This is a genomic window from Methylobacterium sp. WL116, assembly GCF_008039455.1.
Classification (GTDB): domain Bacteria; phylum Pseudomonadota; class Alphaproteobacteria; order Rhizobiales; family Beijerinckiaceae; genus Methylobacterium.
On the sequence record NZ_VRUV01000314.1, the window covers coordinates 1 to 5,482 of the forward strand.

8 protein-coding genes and 1 pseudogene are annotated in these 5,482 nt (G+C 75.1%); 6 read left to right on the forward strand and 3 right to left on the reverse strand.

What is annotated here, in order from left to right; all coding sequences use genetic code 11:
* Nucleotides 1-1,003 (reverse strand): molybdopterin molybdotransferase MoeA (locus tag FV223_RS19025; protein WP_147728473.1); only part of this gene is annotated, 1,003 nt, incomplete at its 3' end.
* Between FV223_RS19025 and FV223_RS19030 the strand changes: the two are divergent.
* Nucleotides 917-1,141, forward strand: a pseudogene (locus tag FV223_RS19030) (molybdopterin molybdenumtransferase MoeA); the annotation flags it as partial. The gene FV223_RS19025 and the pseudogene FV223_RS19030 sit on opposite strands and share 87 nt — an antisense overlap.
* A gap of 15 nt (nt 1,142-1,156) precedes the next feature.
* Nucleotides 1,157-1,537, forward strand: a complete 381-nt coding sequence (locus tag FV223_RS19035) for a VOC family protein (protein ID WP_147728474.1) — start codon at nt 1,157-1,159, stop codon at nt 1,535-1,537.
* A 7-nt stretch (nt 1,538-1,544) separates the two neighbouring features.
* Here FV223_RS19035 and FV223_RS19040 read toward each other — a convergent pair whose 3' ends face one another.
* Nucleotides 1,545-1,763 (reverse strand): DUF2093 domain-containing protein, encoded by a 219-nt coding sequence (locus FV223_RS19040; RefSeq protein WP_147728475.1) that lies wholly within the window; start codon nt 1,761-1,763, stop codon nt 1,545-1,547.
* A gap of 137 nt (nt 1,764-1,900) precedes the next feature.
* Between FV223_RS19040 and cdd the strand changes: the two genes are divergently transcribed.
* The 4 genes from cdd to deoA are packed head-to-tail and all read left to right on the forward strand — an operon-like array spanning nt 1,901 to nt 5,201.
* Nucleotides 1,901-2,317: a cytidine deaminase gene (gene cdd / locus FV223_RS19045; RefSeq protein ID WP_147728476.1), complete on the forward strand. Its 417-nt coding sequence runs from the start codon at nt 1,901-1,903 to the stop codon at nt 2,315-2,317.
* A complete protein-coding gene (locus FV223_RS19050; protein WP_147728477.1) occupies nt 2,310-3,119 on the forward strand; it encodes a purine-nucleoside phosphorylase in 810 nt (269 codons plus the stop codon). The genes cdd and FV223_RS19050 overlap by 8 nt, the downstream gene beginning before the upstream one ends.
* 28 nt (nt 3,120-3,147) lie before the next feature.
* Nucleotides 3,148-3,894, forward strand: coding sequence for a deoxyribose-phosphate aldolase (deoC, locus tag FV223_RS19055; RefSeq protein ID WP_147728478.1), 747 nt, complete (start codon nt 3,148-3,150; stop codon nt 3,892-3,894).
* Complete coding sequence (deoA, locus tag FV223_RS19060) at nt 3,891-5,201, forward strand: thymidine phosphorylase (RefSeq protein ID WP_147728479.1); 1,311 nt, start codon at nt 3,891-3,893, stop codon at nt 5,199-5,201. Before deoC ends, deoA begins: the two co-directional genes overlap by 4 nt.
* A 37-nt stretch (nt 5,202-5,238) precedes the next feature.
* On the opposite strand, the gene FV223_RS30605 is transcribed toward deoA, so the two are convergent.
* Nucleotides 5,239-5,482 (reverse strand): hypothetical protein (locus tag FV223_RS30605; RefSeq protein WP_187276180.1); only part of this gene is annotated, 244 nt, incomplete at its 5' end.

Sequence of the window (5,482 nt, forward strand, 5' to 3'; positions counted from 1 at the left end):
GGCTGCGGTCGGCGCCGGCACGCGGATCGCCGAGCAGCGCGCGCACGGCCGGCACGACGAAGAGCAGCCCGCACACGATCGACGAGACCGGGTTTCCCGGCAGCCCGATCACCAGCATGTTCCCGAGATGCCCGTGCATCAGCGGCTTGCCGGGGCGGAGCGCCACGCGCCAGAACCCGAGCTCGAGCCCCTCCGCCGCGAGCGCGGTCTGGACGAGGTCGTGGTCGCCGACCGAGGCGCCGCCCAGCGTCACGAGAAGGTCGGCCTCGGCCGCGCGTGCCCGCGCGAAGGCCGCCTCCAATGCCGGAAGCGTGTCGCCGGCGATGCCGAGGTCGATCGCCGCGCCGCCGGCGCCGTTCATCAAGGCGGCGAGCGCCAGGGCGTTCGAGGCGACGATCTGGTCCCAGGCCGGGACCTCGCCCGGCTGCACCAGCTCGTCGCCGGTGGCGAGGATCGCGACGCGGGGCTTGCGGCGTACCGAGACCCGTCCGCGGCCGGCGGCGGCGACCAGCGCCAAGCGGCGCGCATCGAGGGTGTCACCGGCCGCCAGCAGCCCGTCGCCCTCGGAGAAGTCGAGGCCGGCCCGGCGGACGAATTTTTGGGCGGTCACCGCTTCGAGGGCGCGGATCGTCTCGCCGTCGGCCTCGGCATTCTCCTGGATCAGGATCCCGTCGGCGCCCTCGGGGACGGGCGCGCCGGTGAAGATCCGCACGGTCTCGCCGGGGCCGATCGTGCCCGAGAAGCCGTGGCCGGCGGCGCTGGTGCCGACGAGGCGCAACGCGGCCCCGGCCGTCGCGTCGGCGGCGCGCACGGCGTAGCCATCCATGGCGGAAGCCGGGAAAGGCGGTTGCGTGCGGGTGGCGACGACCGCGGCCGCCAGCGTGCGCCCGGCGGCCTCCGCGATCGCGACCTCTTCGGCCGCGACCTCGACGCCAACGACGGGCGCCAGGACTACATGCGCGCCGTGCTCGACACCGCACCGGACCGGCTGCCGGTGGCGCATCCGGAATCGCGCCAGGATTCGTCGATGCTGGCGGTGCTCGGCCGGGCCGAGGCGCTGCTGATCCGCGCGCCGCACGCGCCGGCCGCGCGGGCGGGCGACCCGTGCCGGATCATCCGGCTCGACCGGACCCTCCTCTGAGCCCGCGAGGACCCGATGGACTTCCACATCGACCACGTCCACCTGCGCAGCCCCGACGCGGCGGCCGCGGCCGCCTTCTACGTCGACAAGCTCGCCGCGCGGGAGGTCCGCCGCGAGGGCACGCCGACGAGCCGGATCGTGCTCGACCTCGGCGGCCTCACGGTCTTCATCGAGCAGGCGCCGGCCGACCTGCCGCCGCCGGCGCGGGCGCCGCATCTCGGCATCGAGCATATCGGGCTCGGCGTCGCTGACATCGACGCGACGCTCGCCGACCTGCGGGCGCGCGGCGTCACGGTGCTTGTCGAGACCAAGGCGATGCGGCCGGGGCTGCGGATCGCCTTCATCGACGGGCCGGACGGCGTGCGCATCGAGCTGCTGGAACGCCGCGACGCCTGATCGCGGCTTACGGCCGGCCGGTCTGCCGCAGCCGCTCCATCACCGCCTCGGGCGTGGCGTAGGCTTCCTGGCGCACGGCGCTCCAATAGCGCAGGTCGTCGAGCAGGATCGGCACGCCGGTGGTGGCGCAGCGCACGAAGGCGCCGGGCTTGACCACCCGCATCGTGCCGTCGCCATAGGCGACGACCGCCTCGCCCCCCGCTCCGCGCTCGTAACGGCCCAGCATCGTCGTCCCCGGATGATGACAATCGTTCCCAGCGTTCTAGAACGCGCGCTCGGCGAGCGAAAGCCGGCGGCGCGCACGCCCCTGCCGCCTCGCCCGCCCTCTCGACAGCCCGGCACGGCCGGTGCCAATGATCGCGGATGCCGGGCTCCTCCCCTCTCGACCTCGCCGCCCTGTTCGACGCCGCCGCCGCGGCCCGCGCCCGGGCGCACGCGCCGTACTCGCGCTTCGCGGTCGGCGCGGCGCTCCGCGACGAGCACGGCGCGATCCATGCCGGCTGCAACGTCGAGAACGCGGCCTACCCGGTCGGCACCTGCGCCGAGGCCGGGGCGATCGCCGCGATGATCCTGGCCGGCGGCCGGCGCATCCGCGAGATCCTGGTGCTCGGCGACGGCAGCGGCCTCGTCACGCCCTGCGGCGCCTGCCGCCAGCGCATCCGCGAGTTCGCCGCCCCCGAGACGCCGATCCACGCCGCAGGGCCCGGCGGGGTCGCGGAGAGCTTCACCCTCGCGGCGCTGCTGCCGGCCTCCTTCGGACCGGAGACGCTCGGTGGCTGATGCGGTCGAGACCCTGCGCGCGGCGGGCTTTGCCGGGCCCTACGCTTGCGCCATCGTCGCCGGCACCGGGCTCGGCGGGCTCGCGGACGCGCTCGCGGACGCGGTATCGCTGCCCTATGCCGACATCCCCGGCTTTCCGGGCGCCGGCGTCAGCGGCCATCGCGGGCGGCTGCATCGCGGCGTGATCGCCGGGCGCCCGGTGCTGGTGCTCGAGGGCCGGGCCCACGCCTACGAGCACGGCGACGCGGCCGCGATGCGCATCCCGATCGCCGCGGCGATGGCGCTCGGCGCCGCCTGCCTGCTGCTCACCAACGCCTCCGGCTCGCTGATGCCGGAGGCCGGTCCCGGCAGCCTCGTGCGGCTGTCCGACCACCTCAACCTGTCGGGGATGAACCCGCTGATCGGCGAGCCGAGCGACGCCCGCTTCGTGCCGATGGTGCGGGCCTACGACCCCGCCCTCAATGCCCGGCTCGACGCCGCGGCGGCGGCCTGCGGCATCCCCCTTCCCGCGGGCGTCTACGCCTGGTTCTCCGGGCCGTCCTTCGAGACCCCGGCCGAGGTGCGGATGGCCGGCCGGCTCGGCGCCGACCTCGTCGGCATGTCGACGGTGCCGGAGGTGATCCTCGCCCGCTTCCTCGGCCTGCCCGTCGCCGCCGTGTCGGTGGTGACGAACCGCGCCGCCGGCATCGGCGACGGCGACCCGCACCATGCCGAGACCAAGCAGGCCGCGACCGCCGCCGCCGCCGACCTGATCCGCCTGATCCGAAGCTTCGTCGCCGCCCTGCCCGCTGGCGATCCATGAGCCTCGGCCCCTTCGAGAGTCCGCCCGCATGACCGATCCGACCTTCGACCCGGCCCTGGTCGCGCGCCGCGCCCTCGCGCTCCTCGACCTGACGGATCTCGGCGACACCTGCACGGCCACGCAGATCGACGGGCTCTGCCGGGATGCCCGCGCGGGCGGCGTCGCCGCCATCTGCGTCTGGCCGCAATTCGTGCATCAGGCGGCGCGCTTGCTGGCTGGCGGCCCGGTGCGGATCGCCACGGTGATCAACTTTCCCGCGGGCGGCGAGGACGTGGACCGCGCGGTCGACGATACGGCGGAGGCGTTGCGGGACGGCGCGCACGAGATCGACCTTGTCCTGCCCTACGGGGCGCTGCTGCGCGGCGATGCGGAGACCGCCCGCCTGATGGTCGAGGCGGTGCGCGAGGCCTGCCCGAAATCCGGCCTGAAGGTGATCCTCGAGACCGGGGAACTGCGCACCGCGGACGCGATCGCCGCGGCGAGCCGGCTGTCGCTCGCGGCCGGCGCCGACTTCATCAAGACCTCGACCGGCAAGAGCCCGGTCTCGGCGACGCCCGAGGCGGCCGAGACCATGCTGCGCGCGATCCGCGAGGCCGGGCGCGGCGGCCTCAAGGTTTCGGGCGGCCTGAGGACGCTCGCCGACGCCGCCGCCTACCTCGCGCTCGCCGACAAGATCATGGGGCCGGATTGGGCGAGCCCCGCCACGGTCCGGCTCGGCGCCAGCAGCCTGTTCGGCGTGCTGATGGCCGCCGCGACCCCGGAGGGGACGTCATGAGGCTTCCGCAGGAGACCATCCGGGACAAGCGCGACGGGAAGGCGCTCGACGCCGACGAGATCGCCGGCTTCGTCGCCGGCCTGACCGACGGGCGCGTCGGCGAGGGCCAGGCGGCGGCCTTCGCCATGGCGGTGTTCCTGCGCGGGATGTCGGTGGCCGAACGGGTGGCGCTGACGCAGGCGATGACGCGGTCCGGCCACGTGCTCGCCTGGGACCTCCCCGGCCCCGTCCTCGACAAGCACTCCACCGGCGGGATCGGCGACGCGGTCAGCCTCGTGCTCGCGCCGATGGTCGCGGCCTGCGGCGGCTACGTGCCGATGATCTCGGGCCGCGGCCTCGGCCATACCGGCGGCACCCTCGACAAGCTCGCCAGCATTCCCGGCTACGACGCGACGCCCGATCTCGCCCGGTTCCGCCGGGTCGTCTCGGAGGTCGGCTGCGCCATCATCGGCCAGACCGCGGACCTCGCGCCGGCCGACCGGAAGCTCTACGCGATCCGCGACGTGACCGGCACGGTGGAATCGCTCGATCTCATCACCGCCTCGATCCTCGCCAAGAAGCTCGCGGCCGGGCTCGACGGCCTCGTGATGGACGTGAAGGTCGGCTCCGGCGCCTTCATGGCCGGGATGGGAGAGGCGCGGGCGCTCGCCGACAGCATCGTCGCGGTGGCGAACGGCGCCGGCCTGCGCACCGTCGCGCTGATCACCGATATGGACGCGCCGCTGGCGCATGCCGCTGGCAACGGGCTGGAGATCGCCTACGCGGTCGACTACCTCACCGGGCACCGCGAGCCGCGCTTCCACGCGGTGACGCTGGCGCTGGCGGCCGAGATGCTGGTGGCCGGCGGGCTCGCACCCGACACGCGCGACGCCGCGGTGCGGCTGGAGGCGAGCCTGTCCTCGGGGCGGGCGGCAGAGCGCTTCTCGCGCATGGTCTCGGCGCTCGGCGGCCCGGCCGACCTGATCGAGAAGCCGGCAAAGCACCTTCCGGCCGCGCCGGTGATCCGCGAGGTGCGCGCGGTCGGCACGGTGGAACGGGTCGCGACCCGCGCGATCGGGCTCGCGGTGATCGGCCTCGGCGGCGGCCGGACCCGGCCGGAGGACGGGATCGACGGGCGCGTGGGATTCACGCAGCTCGCCCGGCCGGGCGATGCGAGCGGACGGCTCGGGATCGTGCACGCGGCCGACGCGGCGGCGGCGGATCGGGCCGAGGCCGCGTTGCGGGCGGCCTACAGCTTCCGGGCGACGCCAGCCGAGGGGCCGCCCGAGGGACCGGTTGTGCTCGAGCGGATCGCCCCGACGACATGAAAGGGGCCGGTGGTTCTCACCACCGGCCCGGTCTCGCCTACCAGCCGCCGCGGCCGTATCCGTAGCCGCGGCCGTAGCCGTATCCGCGATGATGGTGATGATGGCCGAAGCGCGGGCCGCCCCAGCCGAAGTGGCGGGGGCGCGGCGGGCCGTAGCCGAAGTGGCGCGGGCCGTGGCCGAAATGACGGGGGCCGTGACCGTAGCCGTAGCCATACTGCGCCTGGACCACGTCGGCGGGGGCCCCGGCAAGCGGAGCGGGTGCGAACGGTGCGGCCTGGGCC